This is a genomic window from Maccoyibacter intestinihominis (assembly GCF_040096355.1).
In the GTDB taxonomy this organism is placed as follows: domain Bacteria; phylum Bacillota; class Clostridia; order Lachnospirales; family Lachnospiraceae; genus Maccoyibacter; species Maccoyibacter intestinihominis.
In genome coordinates this window covers 19,312-38,442 of sequence record NZ_JBBMEX010000003.1, presented here as the reverse complement: position 1 = coordinate 38,442, position 19,131 = coordinate 19,312, and the positions used below count along the sequence as shown (strand labels likewise).

The 19,131-nt window shown below is 39.8% G+C and carries 20 protein-coding genes and 1 pseudogene; 19 read left to right on the top strand and 2 right to left on the bottom strand.

The window, feature by feature from the left end; genetic code table 11:
• Positions 1-2 precede the first annotated feature (2 nt).
• The 17 genes and pseudogenes from WMO43_RS03875 to WMO43_RS03795 all read left to right on the top strand — a co-directional run bounded on the left by WMO43_RS03875 (position 3) and on the right by WMO43_RS03795 (position 15,910).
• A complete protein-coding gene (locus WMO43_RS03875; RefSeq protein ID WP_353530113.1) occupies positions 3-1,367 on the top strand; it encodes a PFL family protein in 1,365 nt (454 codons plus the stop codon).
• 1 nt (position 1,368) lies between these two features.
• Entirely contained in the window at positions 1,369-2,019 is a 651-nt protein-coding gene (locus WMO43_RS03870; protein ID WP_353530112.1) for an HAD family hydrolase, read from the top strand.
• 162 nt (positions 2,020-2,181) lie between these two features.
• Positions 2,182-2,898, top strand: a complete 717-nt coding sequence (locus WMO43_RS03865) for an IMP cyclohydrolase (protein ID WP_353530110.1) — start codon at positions 2,182-2,184, stop codon at positions 2,896-2,898.
• A gap of 10 nt (positions 2,899-2,908) precedes the next feature.
• Complete coding sequence (locus WMO43_RS03860; protein WP_353530107.1) at positions 2,909-4,087, top strand: phosphoribosylaminoimidazolecarboxamide formyltransferase; 1,179 nt, start codon at positions 2,909-2,911, stop codon at positions 4,085-4,087.
• Positions 4,088-4,268: 181 nt separating this feature from the next.
• Positions 4,269-4,856 (top strand): class I SAM-dependent methyltransferase, encoded by a 588-nt coding sequence (locus WMO43_RS03855; protein WP_353530105.1) that lies wholly within the window; start codon positions 4,269-4,271, stop codon positions 4,854-4,856.
• 163 nt (positions 4,857-5,019) lie between these two features.
• Positions 5,020-5,742 carry an ABC transporter ATP-binding protein gene (locus WMO43_RS03850; protein WP_353530102.1) on the top strand — a complete coding sequence of 241 codons (723 nt, stop codon included), beginning with the start codon at positions 5,020-5,022 and terminating at the stop codon, positions 5,740-5,742.
• Entirely contained in the window at positions 5,729-7,174 is a 1,446-nt protein-coding gene (locus WMO43_RS03845; RefSeq protein ID WP_353530101.1) for an efflux RND transporter periplasmic adaptor subunit, read from the top strand. The genes WMO43_RS03850 and WMO43_RS03845 overlap by 14 nt, the downstream gene beginning before the upstream one ends.
• A gap of 9 nt (positions 7,175-7,183) precedes the next feature.
• On the top strand, positions 7,184-8,416 hold the full coding sequence (locus tag WMO43_RS03840) for an ABC transporter permease (RefSeq protein WP_177962444.1): 1,233 nt from the start codon (positions 7,184-7,186) through the stop codon (positions 8,414-8,416).
• A 189-nt stretch (positions 8,417-8,605) separates the two neighbouring features.
• Positions 8,606-9,844, top strand: coding sequence for an immunoglobulin-like domain-containing protein (locus tag WMO43_RS03835; RefSeq protein ID WP_353530100.1), 1,239 nt, complete (start codon positions 8,606-8,608; stop codon positions 9,842-9,844).
• An 81-nt stretch (positions 9,845-9,925) separates the two neighbouring features.
• On the top strand, positions 9,926-10,933 hold the full coding sequence (locus tag WMO43_RS03830) for a radical SAM protein (RefSeq protein ID WP_353530098.1): 1,008 nt from the start codon (positions 9,926-9,928) through the stop codon (positions 10,931-10,933).
• 188 nt (positions 10,934-11,121) lie between these two features.
• Positions 11,122-11,445: a type II toxin-antitoxin system Phd/YefM family antitoxin gene (locus tag WMO43_RS03825; RefSeq protein WP_353530096.1), complete on the top strand. Its 324-nt coding sequence runs from the start codon at positions 11,122-11,124 to the stop codon at positions 11,443-11,445.
• Positions 11,446-11,527: 82 nt separating this feature from the next.
• Positions 11,528-12,130 (top strand): hypothetical protein, encoded by a 603-nt coding sequence (locus WMO43_RS03820; RefSeq protein ID WP_353530095.1) that lies wholly within the window; start codon positions 11,528-11,530, stop codon positions 12,128-12,130.
• 205 nt (positions 12,131-12,335) lie between these two features.
• A pseudogene (locus WMO43_RS03815) lies at positions 12,336-12,867 on the top strand (AAA family ATPase); the annotation flags it as partial.
• A 127-nt stretch (positions 12,868-12,994) separates the two neighbouring features.
• Positions 12,995-13,441, top strand: a complete 447-nt coding sequence (locus tag WMO43_RS03810) for a GNAT family N-acetyltransferase (RefSeq protein WP_353530093.1) — start codon at positions 12,995-12,997, stop codon at positions 13,439-13,441.
• Positions 13,442-13,842: 401 nt separating this feature from the next.
• Positions 13,843-14,001, top strand: a complete 159-nt coding sequence (locus WMO43_RS03805) for a hypothetical protein (protein WP_353530092.1) — start codon at positions 13,843-13,845, stop codon at positions 13,999-14,001.
• A 3-nt stretch (positions 14,002-14,004) separates the two neighbouring features.
• Positions 14,005-14,361: a hypothetical protein gene (locus WMO43_RS03800; protein ID WP_353530090.1), complete on the top strand. Its 357-nt coding sequence runs from the start codon at positions 14,005-14,007 to the stop codon at positions 14,359-14,361.
• A 178-nt stretch (positions 14,362-14,539) separates the two neighbouring features.
• Complete coding sequence (locus tag WMO43_RS03795) at positions 14,540-15,910, top strand: MATE family efflux transporter (RefSeq protein WP_353530088.1); 1,371 nt, start codon at positions 14,540-14,542, stop codon at positions 15,908-15,910.
• A gap of 99 nt (positions 15,911-16,009) precedes the next feature.
• Here the strand turns inward: WMO43_RS03795 and WMO43_RS03790 are convergent, their stop codons facing one another.
• Complete coding sequence (locus WMO43_RS03790; protein WP_177963215.1) at positions 16,010-16,312, bottom strand: hypothetical protein; 303 nt, start codon at positions 16,310-16,312, stop codon at positions 16,010-16,012.
• A 137-nt stretch (positions 16,313-16,449) separates the two neighbouring features.
• On the opposite strand from WMO43_RS03790, the gene WMO43_RS03785 reads away from it, so the two are divergent.
• Positions 16,450-17,409 (top strand): tRNA dihydrouridine synthase, encoded by a 960-nt coding sequence (locus WMO43_RS03785; RefSeq protein WP_353530086.1) that lies wholly within the window; start codon positions 16,450-16,452, stop codon positions 17,407-17,409.
• Between the two features lie 50 nt (positions 17,410-17,459).
• On the opposite strand, the gene WMO43_RS03780 is transcribed toward WMO43_RS03785, so the two are convergent.
• On the bottom strand, positions 17,460-18,281 hold the full coding sequence (locus tag WMO43_RS03780; RefSeq protein ID WP_353530084.1) for a GH25 family lysozyme: 822 nt from the start codon (positions 18,279-18,281) through the stop codon (positions 17,460-17,462).
• Positions 18,282-18,441: 160 nt separating this feature from the next.
• On the opposite strand from WMO43_RS03780, the gene rbr reads away from it, so the two are divergent.
• Complete coding sequence (gene rbr, locus WMO43_RS03775; protein WP_353530082.1) at positions 18,442-18,981, top strand: rubrerythrin; 540 nt, start codon at positions 18,442-18,444, stop codon at positions 18,979-18,981.
• The last annotated feature ends 150 nt before the right edge of the window (positions 18,982-19,131 follow it).

Sequence of the window (19,131 nt, the reverse complement as noted above, 5' to 3'; positions counted from 1 at the left end):
CCATGATTAATATATGGGAAGTAAATGAAACAAATAAGATGATCGAGCATGAGAATTTAGACGTGCGTACCATTACGTTAGGTATCAGTCTGCTCGATTGTATTGATACGGATTTAGCAAAGGTCAATGAAAATATCTACCGCAAGATCACAACGGTTGCAAAAGACCTTGTGAAAGTAGGAAAAGAGATTGAAAACAAATACTGTATTCCGATCGTAAATAAAAGAATCTCGATCACACCGATTTCTTTGATCGGTGCTTCTGCGTGTAAGACACCGGAAGACTATGTGACGATCGCAAAAACACTCGATGATGCAGCCCGCGAGGTAGGAGTAAACTTCATCGGCGGTTATTCTGCATTGGTTTCTAAAGGAATGACAAAAAGTGATGAGCTGTTGATCCGTTCTATCCCACAGGCACTTGCCGAGACAGAATATATCTGCAGTTCCGTCAATGTCGGTTCCACAAAGACCGGGATCAACATGGATGCCGTCAGACTGATGGGAGATGTCATTTTACAGGCAGCAGAATATACGAAGGAGAATGATTCCTTAGGATGTGCCAAATTAGTAGTGCTTTGCAATGCACCTGATGATAACCCGTTTATGGCAGGAGCATTCCATGGAGTGACCGAGGCAGACGCGATCATCAATGTCGGTGTATCAGGACCTGGAGTTGTTAAGACGGCATTAGAAAAAGTGCGTGGCGAGAATTTTGAAGTGCTTTGTGAGACGATCAAAAAGACAGCATTCAAAGTTACCAGAGTCGGCCAGCTTGTAGCACAGGAGGCTTCCAGAAAATTAGGAATCCCGTTTGGAATTATCGATCTGTCCTTAGCACCGACACCGGCAATCGGAGATTCCGTTGCAGAGATCTTAGAGGAGATCGGTTTAGAGTATGCAGGAGCACCGGGAACGACAGCGGCACTTGCACTTTTGAATGACCAGGTAAAAAAGGGTGGTGTCATGGCATCCTCTTACGTTGGAGGCTTAAGCGGTGCGTTTATTCCGGTCAGCGAGGATCAGGGAATGATCGACGCGGTAACGGCAGGAGCGTTATCCTTAGAAAAATTAGAGGCAATGACCTGCGTATGTTCCGTAGGACTTGATATGATCGCAATTCCGGGAGATACCAGGGCAACGACAATTTCAGGAATTATTGCAGATGAAATGGCAATCGGTATGATCAACCAGAAGACAACGGCAGTCCGTATTATTCCTGTTATCGGAAAAGGGGTTGGCGAAACCGTGGAATTTGGCGGATTGTTAGGTTATGCACCGATCATGCCGGTCAATAAATATTCCTGTGATGCATTTGTAAACCGTGGCGGAAGAATTCCGGCTCCGATCCACAGCTTTAAGAACTAACATGATCAAAGCAGTTATTTTTGATATGGATGGTGTGTTGATCGACACCGAAAAATATTATATACAGCTTGGGATGGACATCACAAAAGAGATGGGCTATGAGATTCCAAGAGAAGTCTTTTTATCCATGCGAAGCCTGAACCGGAAATTTTCCAAGCCGATGCTGTTAGAAAAGTACGGAGAGGACTTTGACTTTGAATATTTTCATGCAGAGCGTAGAAAGCGGCTTCGTGCAATTTTAGAAAGCCGTGGCATAGAGAAAAAGCCGGGCGTGGATGAAGTGTTAAGTATTTTAAAAAGAGAAGGTTTGCAGACGGCAGTTGCAACGGCAACGGATATGGAACGTGCAAGTTCTTATCTGTCACAGATTGGCGTTTTAGAAAAATTTGACCGGATTTTAAGTGTGTCGAATGTCAAAAACGGCAAACCGATGCCGGATGTCTATTTAGAGGCGTGCAGGCAGTTAGAAAAAGAACCGTCCGAGTGTATTGCGGTCGAGGATTCTCCAGTCGGGGTACGGTCTGCTTATGCGGCAGGGCTGAGGGTGGTTATGGTGCCGGATTTAACGCAGCCGGAGGAAGAGATTCAGCCATTTTTGTCGGGTGTGGCACAGAGACTTCCGGAGGTGGCAGAGTACGCAAAGATTTTATAAAATTTATTTATAAGAGTGACTAATAGAATTAAGTAAATAATTTAATACTACTAATAAGGCTCCTTTCATTGAAAAGGGGTCTTATTTCATGTTAATATAGAAAAAGTTAGAGCATCTAAATGCCACGCTTTGTGGGCAATCATAAGTAGGAGGATTATATTCATGGAAATGAGATCAATCGAAAAAGAATTACAGAACAATTCTTATCCTGGACGTGGGATTATTATCGGTAAGTCACCAAATGGAAAATATGCAGTGACGGCTTATTTTATTATGGGAAGAAGCGAGAACAGCCGTAACCGTGTCTTTGTGACAGAAGGAGAAGGCATCCGTACAGAAGCATTTGACCCATCGAAGCTGAGTGATCCAAGCCTGATCATCTATGCACCGGTGCGTGTATTAGGAAATAAGACCATTGTCACAAACGGAGATCAGACTGATACGATCTATGAATTAATGGATAAACAGCAGACATTTGAGCAGGCACTCAGAACCAGAGAGTTTGAGCCGGATGCACCGAACTATACACCTCGTATTTCCGGTATTATGCATGTGGACAAGGGTTCTTACAACTATGCAATGTCTATTTTAAAAAGCAACAACGGTGACCCTTCTTCCTGCAATCGTTATACCTTTGCATATGAAAATCCAAAGAGCGGCGAAGGACATTTTATACATACCTATATGGGGGATGGCAATCCGCTGCCAAGTTTTGAGGGAGAACCGGAACTGATCGCCGTTTCAGATGATATCGAAGAGTATACCAATCTGCTCTGGAACAGCTTAAATGAGGACAACAAAGTATCTTTATTTGTAAGATATATTGATATTGAAAATGGAACTTACGAGACAAAGATTGTAAATAAGAATCAGAGATAGAGGAGAAACCATGAGAGAATTAGAATTAAAATACGGATGCAATCCAAATCAGAAACCTTCAAGGATCTACATGGAAGAGGGAGAACTTCCAATTAAGGTTTTAAACGGAAAACCGGGATATATCAACTTTTTAGATGCATTTAACGGCTGGCAGTTAGTCAAGGAATTAAAAAAAGCAACCGGACTTCCGGCAGCAACTTCTTTTAAACATGTATCACCGGCAGGCGCAGCAGTCGGACTCCCGATGAGTGATGTGGAAAAGAAAATTTACTGGGTAGACGATATGGATATGGAGTTTACTCCACTTGCAAATGCCTATGCAAGAGCCAGAGGAGCTGATCGTATGTCCTCTTTTGGAGATTTTATCTCCTTATCAGATGTCTGCGATGTTGCAACCGCAAAGATCATCAAAAGAGAAGTGTCCGATGGTGTGATCGCACCGGGATATGAGCCGGAAGCTCTTGAGATTTTAAAAGCTAAGAAAAAAGGCAATTACAACGTTATTGAAATTGATGAGAACTATGTTCCAAAGGAACTTGAGAGAAAAGAAGTCTTTGGTATTACGTTTGAGCAGGGAAGAAATGAATTAAAGATTGATGAGAATTTCTTCTCTGATATCGTAACCGAGAACAAGGAAATTCCGGAATCTGCAAAGATTGATTTGGCAATTTCCATGATTACATTAAAGTATACACAGTCCAATTCCGTATGTTATGCAAAAGGTGGACAGGCAATCGGAATCGGTGCAGGACAGCAGTCCCGTATCCACTGTACGCGCCTTGCAGGAAGCAAAGCGGATAACTGGTGGCTCCGTCAGTCTCCACAGGTTTTAGGTTTACAGTTTGTGGACGGCATCGGAAGAGCAGACCGTGACAATTCCATCGACTTATATATCGGTGAAGATTACAGGGATGTCTTAGCAGATGGTGCATGGGAAAAAATCTTCAAAGTAAAACCGGAGGTATTTACGAGAGAAGAAAAACGTGCATGGTTAGATCAGTTAGAAGACGTGGCACTTGGCTCCGATGCATTCTTCCCATTCGGAGATAACATCGAACGTGCTCATAAGAGCGGTGTAAAATATGTGGCTGAGCCGGGCGGTTCTATCCGTGATGACAATGTCATTGAAACCTGTAATAAATATGGAATGGCGATGGCATTTACCGGAATTCGTCTGTTTCATCATTAAAAATTCATCATATCGGCAAAAGGCGGAGCGAATGCTCCGTCTTTTGTTGTCATCACAGGTTTTACAATATAAAGACCATAAAATAAACACATTTACTTATAAAATAGTACTATTTGAAACTCATACAAAACAGTAGAATATAAATAAGGTAAAAATAGAAAGAAAGAGGAAAAGAAAAGTCATGATTGAAAATGAATGGGACAAACTCTTAAAAATCCATACCACAGGAAGGGATGACTCTAATGCAGATCAATATCGCTATCCTTATGAGCCGACCCCGTATTCGGTGTTAGAGCGATTGGGAAATTCAGGCTGGATCCGAAAGGAGAATACACTTCTTGATTATGGATGCGGCAAAGGGCGGGTAGATTTTTTTCTGTCCTATCAGACACGTTGTCGTTCTATTGGTATTGAATATAATGAACGGATTTATGCAAAGGCAGTAGAAAATAAAGAGACTGCCATATCAGCGGAACGGGTAAATTTTATCGTGGTAAATGCGGAGCAGTTTTCTTTGCCGGTGGAAGTGGACTGCATTTATTTTTTCAATCCTTTTTCTTTGGAAATTTTACGGAAAGTGATGGCGCGTATCCGGGAATCCTATTATGAAAAACCGAGACGGATGCAACTGTATTTTTATTATCCGTCAGAGGAATATATGGCATATCTTATGACCGTGGAGGAACTGACATTTTTAGATGAAATTGACTGTAGGGATTTATTTTCAGGAGATAATCCGAGAGAGCGGATTGTCATTTTTGAATTATAAAAATATTCATATGGAAGTCAAAATAAAATATCAGTTGAAGATAATCTGTGTTCTATCTCGTTATAGCAAACAGAGAAATATAATATGGAAAGTATTGACAAATACGTTTGGATACACCATTGTACTAATTAAATAATACAGAAGTGCAAAAAAGGAGGATGTTGTGGAACCATTAATCAGAGTACAGAACTTAATGAAGATATACAATCCGGGTGAAAATGAAGTAAGGGCTTTGGATGATGTGTCTTTGGATATCGGACAGGGAGAATTTGTGGCAATTATCGGACAGTCAGGCTCCGGAAAATCCACCTTTATGAATATGTTAGGTTGTCTGGATGTTCCGACTTCCGGTCACTATTTTCTGAATGGAAAAGATGTGTCCTCCCTGAGTGATGATGAGTTATCCGAAATCCGAAATCAGGAAATAGGATTCATTTTTCAGGGTTTTAACCTGATCCAGAATCTGACAGCATTAGAAAATGTAGAACTGCCGCTGATTTATCGGAATGTTCCGGCGGCGGAGCGCAGAAGACTTTCGGAGGAATCCTTAAAGCGGGTCGGATTAGAAAAACGTATGGATCACAAACCTACGGAAATGTCAGGAGGGCAGCAGCAAAGAGTTGCCATAGCCAGAGCGTTAGCGGCGGCACCGCCCCTGATCCTAGCGGATGAGCCAACGGGAAATCTGGATTCTAAATCGAGCCGTGAAATCATGGATATTTTAAGAAAATTGCACACCGAAGGAAGAACCGTCATTTTAATTACACATGATGACAAGATTGCGCAGTCAGCAAAGCGGATCATCCGGATTATGGATGGAAAAATCGAGTCGGACAGTGGCATGGCAGACCCAAAGAGCATGGAGGAAGAAAATGGAGAAAAATAATAAGAAGAAAAAGAAGTGGAAAATTATTTTGCCGGTTGCAGTAGTAGTGATTCTTGTCATTGTATTCGTGCAGAAAGGGAAAGGCAGTTCTGAAGCAGTGCAGGAAGTTGAGACAGCAAAGGCAGAAAAAGGAAATATTACAGCAGAATTAGAGACAAGCGGAACGATTGGCAGTGAAGATGTGCGTACTTATTCCTCACCGGTCAATGCAGAAATTGCAACTGCCAATTTACAGGTGGGAAAACCGGTAAAAAAAGGAGAGCCCCTGATAACATTTCAGACAGGTTCCTTAGAAAAAAGTTATAACATTTCACAATTACAGAACAAAGCAAGTGATGCGGCAAATCAGAAATCTTTAGAAATGAGTGCTAAGGGAAGTGAGCAGGCAGCACAGGCAGATTCTAAGATCCAATCGATTGATGATCAATTAAATAGTTTGAATGGTCAGATTTCAGAGTTGACGGCGCAGATGGAGCAGAGTAAAAATGCTGCAACAGAAGCAGGTAATTTAGACAAAGAGATCACAGAGTTAGACAAGCGGTCAGAGGAACTGAAAAATAAGAAGGATCTGACCAAAGAAGAGCAGAAAGAATTAGAAAAGATACAGAAAGAAAAAAATAAAAAACAGGAACAGAGAAAAGCCTATGGCGATGTGACGGCAAAAGTCAGTGAGTTAGAGAACCAGTTGAAAAGCATGCAGTCGCAGGCAGAAAGTTTACAGGGAAGCAAAGCAGAGGAACAGTCTAAAAAGGCAGCCGGAGAAGCCTCGGTTTTAACAGATGCGGAAAAACAGGGAATCGCTTCCTCGCAACAGGCGGCAAAGTTGACCTTATCACAGTCAGCAGATTCATTAGAAGAAGCCAAAGCAGGAATTCAGGCAGAATTTGATGGGATCGTTACTTCAACAGAGGTAGCAGCAGGAAGTGCCGTACAGGAAGGTGCACCGATGTTTTCGATTGCAGATGCATCCAAAATGTGTGTGGATTTTAAAGTGTCTAAATACAATCTGACCAGTTTACAAGTAGGACAGAAAGTAACCATTACTTCCTTAGACCGAAAGTATCAGGGAAGTGTTACGAATATAGGAAAGGTAGCAGAAAAAACAGAGCAGGGTGCAGCAATGGCAACCGCCAGAGTGCATATTGACAATCCGGATGATAATCTGATTATTGGCTTGGATGCAAAGTTAAAAATCGAACTTGGGAAAAAGACAGATGTTTTAAAAGTGCCGATTGCAGCAGTAAATAGTGACTCAAAGGGTGATTTTGTCTATGTACTCAGTCAGGAGAAACTTCAGAAAAAATATGTAAAGACAGGAATTTCTTCTAAAAAGAATATTGAGATTATCGAAGGACTCAAAGAGGGAGAAAAGGTAGTGACAACAATTGACACCACGATTGAGGATGGAATGAAAGCGGCAGAGAAGAAATAGGAGGCAGGAATGTCACAGTTTTTAGAATATTTGAAAATGGCAGTTGCCAATATCAGAGCAAATAAAATGCGTTCGCTGTTGACAATGCTTGGAATTATCATAGGAATCTCATCTGTGATATTGATTATGTCTGTAGGTAACGGAGCAAAAAATATCATTACGGATGAAATGGCAGACATCGGAATTAACCAGATTGCTATTTATTCCTATGATGATACAAATTCCTATGATATTACACAGGAAGATATCGATGCATTATACGATGGGGTAAAAGGTATCCGTGCAATTTCGGCAGGATATGGTGCAGAAGGAAGCGTGATGACGCAAAAAGGCGAGTTCAAAGCAAATATCAATGGAAAAATGCCGGATTACCAGTATTTTTCTAAAAATGGAATGTTAAAAGGCAGATATTTTACAAAAAAAGAGTATCTCGCGGGTCAGCCGCTTGCAATCATTGGTGAAAAAGATGCGGTCAGGATCTTCGGTTCCACGGATATTGTAGGAAAAGAACTGGATGTCACATTATATGGAAAAGAAATGGGACTGACGATCATTGGTGTGGAAAAGGCTTCCGAGGACTCTATGTTTTCCTTTACTTATGAAAACTCACCAATTGAGCTTCAGATCCCGCTGATAACATTTTCAACCATGTATGGCATGGATACAGAGAGTTTTTGGCAGATCATGATTTTAACGGAAGAGGGAGAAGATACCTATCGTATTGCTTCGGAAGCGTCGAATCTGTTAGAACGCAGACATCAGTGCAGTGGAGAAGATATTTATCAGGTGGAAAATTTTAGTGATTACATGACCACAGTCGATAAGGTTATCGGTATTGTGACAACGTTAGTATCTTTTGTGGCGGCAATTTCTTTGTTAGTCGGTGGTATTGGTGTCATGAATATCATGCTGGTATCCGTAACAGAACGTACGAGAGAGATTGGAATCCGAAAAGCACTTGGCGCAAAGACGAAGTCGATCATGCTCCAGTTTCTGTCTGAGTCTGCCATCATTACACTGATCGGTGGAGTTGTGGGAATTTTGTTAGGGATCGGCGGGGCATTTGGCGTTGCAAAAGTGATCGCCATGATACAGCCGGCATTTGCATTTACGCCATCGGTCAGTCCGGCAGCCGTGCTAGTTACAACGCTGTTTTCCATTGGAATCGGAATCTTCTTTGGAATCTATCCGGCAAAGAAAGCGGCAGGGCTCAGCCCGATTGAAGCGTTGCGGAGAAATTAGGTATCTCTATAATTTCCAAATATTTTTGTTTGTCCTTATTTGTGAGAGTACGAAAAGCATTGAGCAGTGGTAAAAACTAACGTATATACGTTATACAAAATGACACATATAACGAAAAACTATTAATATATATTGCAAAACTAACGCTAAAACGTTATGCTAAAAACCAAGTATGAATGAACAAAGAGAATGGAGAGGAAACGAACGAAAAAGAAGTATATCGTCATTCCGGCTGCCGCACTCGATTTATTAGGGATCGGTACCGGAGCAGTTCTTGCAAATGATAAGATCAAACTCATAGATGACAAGGTAGTCATCAAAGCGGGAACAAAGATGGATTTAGATATCAGCAAATATGTGGATGTACCAAAGAGTAAATTAAAAAAGCTGAAGATTGACACAAGCAAAGTAGATACCTCCAAAGTCGGAGAGTATGAAATGACCGTTACATACAAAGAACAGGTGCTGACATTAAAAGTCAAGGTCACAGATACCTTAGCACCGGTGATCGAGAAACCGAAGAAAGCATTAAAAGCAAAGGTCGGAGAAGAAGTATTTATCGAAAAAATGGCACTTTCCGTAAAAGAGGCATCGGATTACACACTGACTTTTGAAGATGGAAAAAACATGACGGTGTTTGACACCCCCGGAAAAGTCAAAAAGAAAGTCATCGCGACCGATATCTATAACAATACCAGTGAGATAGAACTGACCTTTAAAGTAGCGGATGAGAATGCACCGGTCTTTGAAGGCTATGGAACCAAGGACAGAACGGTATATTTAGAGAACGGTGTCGACCTGATGGACGGAGTCTTTGCGAAAGATGCCGAGGACGGAGACCTCACGGATAAGATCAAAGTAAGCAAAGTCGATACCTCCACCTTGGGAGAAAAAGAAGTGACTTATACGGTAGAGGACAGTACGGGAAATGTAAGTACCCTGACGATCAAACTGACGATCGAGAGTGTATTAGAGGAACTGGATCAGACCATGTATGCAACCACGGCAGTGAGCATCCGCAGCACTTCCAGTGCCGAGGGCGAAAAATTAGGGGACTTATCCTTCGCACAGGAAGTCCATGTAATCGGACGGGATAAGAATACCGGCTGGTACCGGATCGAGCATGAAGGCGGTTCCGCGTGGGTATCCGACTCGTATTTATCCGATAGCAAACCGACAGTCCGGACACCATCGAACAACCAGCAGAGTGCAAGTGCAGGCAAAAGTAAAGCGGCAGCGGCAGACAGTAACTGTGCAGCAGATTGTAATTGTGACTGTGGTTCGGACTGCGATTGTGCAACAGATTGTCAGGCTGATTGTGTTTGTGCAGATTGTGACTGTTCTGCTTGTGAGCCAGCAACTGATTGTTTAAATTGTGATGATTCTGTTACTTTTTGTGACTGTGGAGATTGTTGGATAGGTTTTTAATTATTTTGTAACTGGATAGACAGTATTCATGCATCTTAGTACAAAGTGATTAAGATGCATTTTTCATAAAGGAGTTTTGGTATGTTTAGTTTAAGTCCGTGGATTTTTGCAACAGAGAATTGTAATTTAAGATGTCCCTATTGTTTTGAAGGTCATGTTAATAAGAACATGAGTAAAGAAGTCTGGAGTGCAACATCGGAGCATTTTATTCAGTTAGTACAGGATCATGTGATCCGCCGTACCCATTGGAGGATCTCAGGAGGAGAACCGTTCATGGTTTTTGATACCTGGAGAGAATTTCCACTATATATGAAAAAAGTATTAGGGGGCAACTTTAACGCAGGTATCATATCCAATTTTACACTGCTGAATGATGAGATCGTAAGATATCTTGTGGAAAATAATATTGGCTGCGGGGTATCACTGGATGGCACGATCCACTCTAAGGTTGATATCAACGGTAATTCTACATCTAAAAAAGTAATGGAGAATCTCGAATGGTTTTTAGATGAGGGTGGCCGCTGCAATATTCTTACCGTGTTGACAGATACCAATGTGGAAACAGGTGAGATTTTAGACCTTGCAAAATTTGTAGTAAAACATGATCTGCCATGGCAGGTAAATTCAGATATTTTTGTAATGTTAGGCAATGATTACATTGAGCAGATGTATCAGGATGTCATTGAAGCGATCGAGTACCTGACAAAGTCGGGTTATAATATGAAAAAGTTTAGTTTTCAGTTCTTAAGACCATGTTCTTCCTGTACGGATGGCTGCCAGGCAGGCCGGAGGCTGTTAAGCATCCATACAGATGGAAGCATTTATCCGTGCCAGACCTGCGAGGGAGATCCGATCGCAAATATCATGACCTGTGATAATATCGTCAATGCATTAAAAAGACAGACGGCTTACCCGATCGGCTACAACTATGAAAGACCGGAGGCATGCCACCCGGATCGCTGTACGGCTTCCTTTCATTGTAAGGGCTCCTGCAAGTTAAACATGGCTCCGGGAGATGAGAATCCGAAATGCCAGTTGATCCGGAGAATCCATCAGTATTTTGTAAGTAATGGGTATTATGCACATTAGGGGTGGGGAGTTGGGGGTGAAAGGAGAAATTGAAAATTTACTTTACGATTTTTCTTTACAACCAGAATAAGAAATAAAACAACAAATTATAATGAAAATAAATTGGAAAATAATCTGGTAATAATATTGATTTTTTTTACCTCTTCTGCATATACTATAAGTAGAATAAAGTACCGGAGGTGTTTATTATGGCACTTGCAACAGATTTTTTACAAAGCCTGGTTCCTATTTCACAATTTAATAAAGGTCAGGCAGCAAAGATATTTGATCGACTTCACTCTGAGAAAGAGTTAATTGTTTTAAAGAATAATCAACCCTCAGCAGTCATATTATCACTGGAAGAATATACCAGATTAACGGAGATAGAAGAGGATTATTTTCTTCTATTGGAGGCAAACAGGCGTATAGAAGAAAATGGGGATAAGAAGACTGTTTCATTGGATTCTGTGATGGATCATCTTGGAATCAGTAAAGAAGAACTATTGGATGCGGAGGATGCAGATATCGAATGACGTGGGAGATTGAGTTTTTAGAAGAAGCAGAAAAATGAAGAGATAGACATGGGTTGTAATCGGTATCAAAAGAGGAAAAATTATGGGAATTTTTATTGAAATTATGAAAATTGTGCTTCCAACTATTGTTGGAGGTATTTTTACTTTTCTTATAACGAAATATACATATAACAAAAATGTACCCTTAGATAAATTGGAAATTGCTTATAATCGAATTTATTGTCCACTTTATCAATTATTATATGGTAAAAAGTTAGAAGAAGCAAAATTGGATATAACAAAAATTTCCTTTTATCTTCAAAAGTACAATAAATACGTTGATAGAACCACATTGAAAGCATTTGATTTATTTTGTAAATGTAAAGATGAAGAAACATTATTAAACTTTAAAAACAATATATATAATAAAAATACTTACCTTCGTAGAAGACTTGGGTATTTAGAACCAGGAATCTGGCAAATGTATGCATATTCTCCAAAATCAGAGAAATCAACCATTAGAATTGGAGTGGAACTTTTAACATGTTATATATTTGTTATTTTAGTAAGCGTTACAAGAGGCTTTTTTCAAGCAATAGGACTAATAAGCGTTATTGTTCTGTTGCTAATTATTATAATAGAAATGATATGCAAGTTTTTCCGTTATCTTCGTTATAGAAAAAGAGAACGAAGTCGTAGATCTTAATATAAAATGACTGTCAATATAGTTTGGCAGTCATTTTATGTTGTAGTAGCTTTATTAGTTAATAGAGAGTGCAGTCGAAGTTGGATTTTAAGAGCGGTTTCGAAAGTGTAAAAATTTTAAAGTTTCGAAAGTGGTGAGCAGATGAAGACAATTATTCGAAAAAGATATTTAGAAAGGATGAAGGCATTAAAAGATACTCCTGAATAAGAAAAATTATCTGTTTGTTGATGAAGTGCAGTTGTGTCCTAAATTTGAATTGGCAATTAACAGTCTGTATTCAAAAAATAAATATGATATTTATGTGACTGGATCAAATGCATTCTTACTTAGTGCCGATCTGGATCGAACAACATATATCAAAGAGGTATATGAAACGATCGTGAATAGAGATCTGGTACAAAAATATAATTTGCCGGATACACAGGTTCTGCGTCAATTAAGTGAGTTTTTGATGGATAATATCAGTAATCTTACATCGCCCAATAAAATAAGTGATATTTTAAAAGCACATGATGTAGCAACCAATCATGTGACCATAGGAAAATATATTAAATACTTATATTCAAGTGAGTGACAATATTTCTGCTCAGGCGACTTTTGAAAGAGAGTATTCGCCATTACTACAGATAAGGGATGTTTTTCCAAAGATGATCATAGCGCGAACAAAACATCCGAAATACACCTATGAAGGAATTGAGGTGTGCGATATTGTGGAGTGGCTGTTAGACGAATCATAAAAATTGAAATATTAATATGAAGAACAAGAATGGTAGTGTGTATATAGATAAGTAATATACAGCACCATTATTTTTATGATAGAATAAATAGGAATTAAAAAATCACACATATGAGGAGAATTTATTTATGGCAGTTACTTTAAAAGGTATTACAGAGGATAATTTTATTGATGCATTCAATTTAAAATTGAAAAAAGATCAGGAAGAATTTGTTTCTCATCCTATCCGTAGTCTTGCACAGGCGTATGTTTATCGTGATCAGTGTCAGCCGTTTGGAATTTATGAGGATGACCGGATGGTCGGATATATGATGGTGATCTATGACTATGATGTTCCGGAATATGATATCTGGCACATGATGATAGATGAGACACAGCAGGGCAAAGGCTATGGAAAAGCAGCATTGAAACTGATATTGGATTATATTGAAGAGAAGCCTTTTGGTAATTCTGACAGGGTCGTTCTTACCTGCAATAAAAACAATACCTATGCGCTTAATATGTATAAATCCTTGGGATTTGAAATGACAGGGAATGAGGACGAGGATGAATTGGAACTTGCATTAACGGTATAGTGGTTCATACATCCTGGAGTTTACTTAGGAGCCTAATTGATGTATGCGAGGACGTACGTTGTAATAAACATTACGAAGGAATTCACAAATGCTAAACATTGACAGAAAGAACAGCTTTTTTGTCGATGTTTTTTGTATATTAAAAAATGTCATTGTAGACTGTTGTAAGTCATTTTAATACAATAAAAATATGGTTAAAATATTAGCGGAAAAGAAGTACAATGATTATTTGAACATATAAATAAGTCTATATCGGTTGAGAAACTTAAGTTGTGACGAAGCATGCGATAGACTGAAACAATCGATTGAGATTATATTAGTTTATTATATGTTCCGTCATTGTATTGTGATGATTGGAGTGTTATAATATGTGTGAGGAAAAGAAAGAGGAGGAATCTGATATGAGCGCAACAATGAATATTGAAAGACCATGTACGATATTGGAATCATTAGAAAAATCATGCCAGGAAGTAAAAATGATGCGTGAAGGTAAGATTCCAAAACGCAGTTGGAATGACTTGAAAAATCGCATGAAAAAAGAAGTAACAGAGGATGAATAATAAATGCAATTTGAGATTATACCGACAAAACAATTTGAAGATGATCTACGTTATTATTTGAAAAAGAAAAAGTTCAAACACATATTGGAGGATGTGGATGATATAGTAAAAGAACTAGAAAAGGGAAATCTTCTTGGCGATGCAATTCCGGGATTGGTTTTTGATGATAATGAAACGGTAAAAGTTCGCATTGCTAATACAGATACAAGAGTTGGGAAGTCTAATGGGTATCGAATGATTTACTATGTTGTTAAAAATGATTATGAGATTTACTTGTTGACCATATATTATAAGAAAGAAGATAATAAAATTCCAAGTAATAAGGAGATTGAAGCGTTAGTAAAGGAATACTGTTTATAGGAGTTGAGTTTTAAATCATATCTTGGGATAAATACAAAATCTCAATAAACATATTGTATCTCACAAAAGCATAGAGTACAATAATATAGGAAAAAGAGCAGGCACCAATGGAAAACATTGTTTTCTACTGGTGCTCCTTTCACGTTTTAAAAGTAGTATATTAAGGGATGATCAGAAAATGGAACAAAAGAAAAGTTATGAGATTGACATGTGTAACGGTCCGATCTTAAGCAAAATGCTGCTGTTTACGATACCGTTGATGTGTTCTAGTATGCTGCAGCTATTGTTTAATGCAGCGGATATTGTTGTGGTGGGCAGATATGCGGGCGATAATTCGTTAGCAGCAGTGGGGTCTAACACGTCATTGATCGGATTGCTGACGAACTTATTTTTAGGACTGTCCATTGGTGCAAACGTTTTGGTGGCACGTTATTATGGAGCAAAAAGAGAGGAAGAGTTAAAACAGACAGTACATACTGCAATATTGTTAAGTATTTATAGTGGAATTATCTTAACGGTGCTTGGCTGTTTTGGTGCAAAACAGATTTTGATATGGATGCAGACACCAAAAGAGGTGCTGCATTTAGCGGCACTCTATTTGCGGATTTATTTTCTGGGGATGACGGCAACCATGGTCTACAATTTTGGCAGTGCGATCCTGCGTGCAGTGGGCGACACTAAACGGCCACTGTATTATCTGTTTGGAGCGGGAGTAGTCAATGTTATCTTAAATCTGCTCTTTGTCATCGGATTTCACTTGGATGTGGCAGGAGTTGCCATGGCAACCGTGATTTCACAGTGCATTTCCGCAGGTCTGGTGCTTCGGTGTCTGATCAAAGAAAAAGGAGTAATCCGCTTAGAAATCAGACAGCTTCACATTCATAAGGACAAATTTTTAGGAATCTTAAAAATCGGACTGCCGGCAGGAGTACAGGGAATTATTTTCTCGTTATCCAATGTTGTGATACAGTCCTCCATTAATTCCTTTGGAGCCGTTACGGTTGCCGGTAATTCAGTGGCGGCCAATATTGAGAGTTTTGTCTACTTTGCCATGAACGCATTTCATCAGGCAACCATCTCATTTACCGGTCAGAATATGGGAGCAGGAAATTATAAGCGGATCAATAAGATTGTGATCACGGGAGAAATCTGTGTGACCGTGGTAGGGCTGGTGTTAGGAAATCTGGTGGTATTTTTCGGACATCCACTGCTTAGCATTTATTCTTCCAGCAGTAAAGTCATTGCAGCGGGGATGGTCCGCTTAAAAGTAGTTTCCGTGACCTATGCATTATGCGGAATGATGGATGTGATGGTCGGTGCATTGCGTGGGATCGGTTACTCGATCATGCCGATGATCGTGTCTATGATCGGCGCATGCGGTTTACGACTGGTTTGGCTTGCAACGATTTTTCAAATACCAAAGTATCATACAGTCCACATGATTTATGTATCGTATCCGATTACCTGGGCGATCACGTTTTTTGCACATATCTGCTGTTTTATCTGGGCAAAACGATGTGTGGAGAAAAAAGCGGGAGTCTTAAAATAGATAACAAAATAGGATAAAAGAAGAAAATCCTGTTACATCCATCCGTAAGGGAGGAAAAACAGGATTTTTTACAAAGTAAAACGATAAGTGTGAAGTCTGCTACGCAGATTCATCCGGTTTAAACCGGGTACTGAATTTGTCTTCACCGCAGCAGTGACGTTCGCCGCCTTCTTCATAGATAATGTAATCGCCTTCACGAATAAAGATCACACCACGGCGGTTTTTGATAAATGGGCATACAAGCTGACCATTTTCACGTTCCAGTTTTACGAGTCCTTCGGTAATGATCCAGCCGGCTGTAACGACCTTTGTCCAAGGTTCAAAGCCATCTTCCATGTTTTTACCCGGCTCGTATTTTTCTGCTTCAACAGAGAAAGAACTACGCAGATATTTTTTTCTCAAAGAAATCACCTCCTGTAAAAAAACTATTTTTTTACATTATATTACATTTTTGTCAGAAAGAAAAGGAAAATGTAAGACTTCCTTATTGAAAAAAAGAAGTACAATACTACAGAAAAATGAAAGAAAGAGAGTAGGACATGAATTACTATTTTGCACCCATGGAAGGGGTTACCGGATATGTTTACCGCAATGCACATCATGCCATATTTCCGGGAATTGATAAATATTTTACGCCTTTTGTGTCACCGAACCAGAACCGCTGTTTTACACCAAGGGAGAAACGGGATATTTTACCGGAAAATAATCGTGGGATCTGTGTCGTGCCACAGATATTGACCAATCGTTCCGATTATTTTTTGCGTACGATGAAGGAACTTGCCGCTTTTGGATATCAAGAGGTAAACCTGAACTTAGGATGTCCGTCGGGAACCGTTGTTTCTAAGGGCAGGGGAGCGGGTTTTTTAGAGGATGCGGATAAGCTGGATGCTTTTTTTGACGAGGTGTTTCAAAAAGCGGATTTAGAAAAAATGAAGATCTCTGTGAAAACCAGGATCGGAATAGAGGATGCAGAAGAATTTGAAGATTTACAGAAGGTATTCAATCGTTATCCGTTTGCCGAGGTCATCATCCATCCCCGTGTCCGCAGTGATTTTTATAAAAATCAGCCAAATCGTCAGGTCTTTGGAGAGTTTTTGAAAGAAAGCGTAAATCCGGTCTGCTACAATGGAGATATTTTTACGGTATCGGATGCAGCAGAGTTAAAAGCAGAATTTCCGGAATTAGAAAGCATCATGTGCGGAAGAGGGCTGTTAAGCAATCCGGCACTGGTGCGTGAGCTGCAGGGTGGAGAAACGCTGAAAAAAGAAGAACTGCATAGATTTCATGATACTCTTTATGAAAGTTATCGGACATTGTTTGCGCCGGATGAGCGGAGCGTATTGTTTAAGATGAAAGAGCTGTGGGGATATTTTATCACAGCATTTCAGGGTGCAGAACGTGATGTGAAAAAGATAAAAAAGGCACAGCATTTTGCAGAATATGAGGCGGCGGTAAGTCATATTTTTGAAAACCATGAGGTAGGATTATTGACAGAATAGAAATGACCCACATCGGAGCGTACCGGTATGGGTCTTTTTTCTCTATGGGATCATCTTTGCATTTCCGGGATACGAAGAATCTGACCGATATAGATCAGATCAGGGTCCGCAATACCATTGAGGGCGGTAATGGCAGGTACGGTCGTTTCGTAGCGTCTTGCAATCTGCCAGAGTGTATCGCCGGGTCTTACAATGTATTCTACAGTGTTGTCTTTTTCAGAAGAGGAATCAGAATCGGATAGTGAGATTAAAATGCCATCCCGGAATTTATTCAAATCTACGTTGCCGGAAATCCCCGGAACCGTACCGGTATTTGAATACTGAAATCCCGTCCAGCTCTCCCAGACGGTAATATCAGGCGGGAATTCATCGCGTTCACTGTAATCGGCAAGCCACAGCGGATATTTTGAAAATGCATCACTCCAGATCGTTTTCGCAGAGGAAGCGTCGGTATAGATCATCGGCGTGATTTTCGTCAAACGTTCTAATTCTTCTAAAAAAGTCAGTCCGATCTCATTGATATCTTCCCGTTCCATACCGGAGAAATCTTCAAAGTCCATAGCCGGTCTTGCATTAAAGGAGGTAGCACGGATCAGGTTAAAAAAGTCATTTGCCTGTGCTTTTGCTTCACTTGTATTTTTGGCGGTCACATAGTAGTAGGCACCAAAGATCAATCCGGCTCTGGCTGCCTTTAAGTAGTTTTGTTTAAAATATGGATCGGTGATCTGACCGCCTTCCCCGGCTTTGATATAAACGACATCGATCCCGGAGGCTTTTACACGGTTAAAATCAATGGTACCCTGATAGCTGCTGACATCAATACCGTCAAAAAGTTTATTCTCCTGTGCAATAGAAATGGTTTTGTTTGACATAAAAAATCTCCTTTCTCACTATCCCTAGTATATGAAAAGAAATTTTGGGAGTGACATTTGGGTCAAAGATTTTTCTTAGAAAAGGACTTGACTTTTTTTCAAAAGATGCTATTATAATGATAACAGTAACAATTACTAATATCGAAAAGGAGAAAACAATATGAATTTAAAAGGTACGAAGACAGAAGCAAACTTACAGACAGCATTCGCAGGAGAATCCATGGCAAGAAATAAATATACTTATTTCGCATCTAAGGCAAAGAAGGATGGATATGTTCAGATTGCCAATATTTTTGAAGAGACAGCAGCAAATGAGAAAGAGCATGCAAAGATGTGGTATAAGCTGTTAAACGGCGGTGCAGTCGGAAGTACTATCGAGAACTTAAAGGCTGCAGCTGAGGGCGAGAACTATGAGTGGACAGATATGTATGACCAGTTTGCAAAAGAGGCAAGAGAAGAGGGCTTTGATGATATTGCAACGTTATTTGAAGGTGTTGCAGCAATAGAGAAAGAGCATGAGGAGAGATATCGCAAGCTGTTAGCAAATATCGAAGGAGATCTGGTATTTTCTAAAGACGGCGATGTAATCTGGCAGTGTTCTAACTGTGGACATATCTGTGTTGGTAAAAAAGCACCGGAAGTATGTCCGGTATGTAACCATCCACAGGCTTACTTCCAGGTAAAGGCAGAGAATTATTAAACTATCATTCGTCCATTGTGCCGGATGAGAATATAGGATATAAGATGAGATAGCATAGGAAAACCCCGATACATGATTGGTGTATCGGGATTTTTTCTGTTTTTCCGGTAGATATGAGGAAACATCTAAGCTATAATAAAAACAATGGGA